The 246-nt window shown below is 45.9% G+C and carries 1 rRNA gene; it reads right to left on the reverse strand.

Annotated features, from left to right (window positions below):
• Nucleotides 1-2 precede the first annotated feature (2 nt).
• Nucleotides 3-118: ribosomal RNA gene (rrf, locus tag ORL93_RS31180) — 5S ribosomal RNA — on the reverse strand.
• Between the last annotated feature and the right edge of the window lie 128 nt (nucleotides 119-246).

The raw sequence follows: 246 nt of genomic DNA on the forward strand, positions 1-246 counted from the left end.
TTGCTTGGCGACGTCCTACTCTCACAGGGACAAGGTCCCAACTACCATCGGCGCTAGAGAGCTTAACTTCCGTGTTCGGTATGGGAACGGGTGTGACCTCTCTGCCATCATCACCAAACTATGAAGGTATATTCCTTCAAAACTAGATAACATTTGCTTCATATTATATGGTTAAGTCCTCGATCTATTAGTATTCGTCAGCTCCACATGTCACCATGCTTCCACCTCGAACCTATCAACCTGATC

The organism is Bacillus sp. DHT2 (assembly GCF_026241455.1).
GTDB lineage: Bacteria > Bacillota > Bacilli > Bacillales > Bacillaceae_G > Bacillus_A > Bacillus_A pseudomycoides.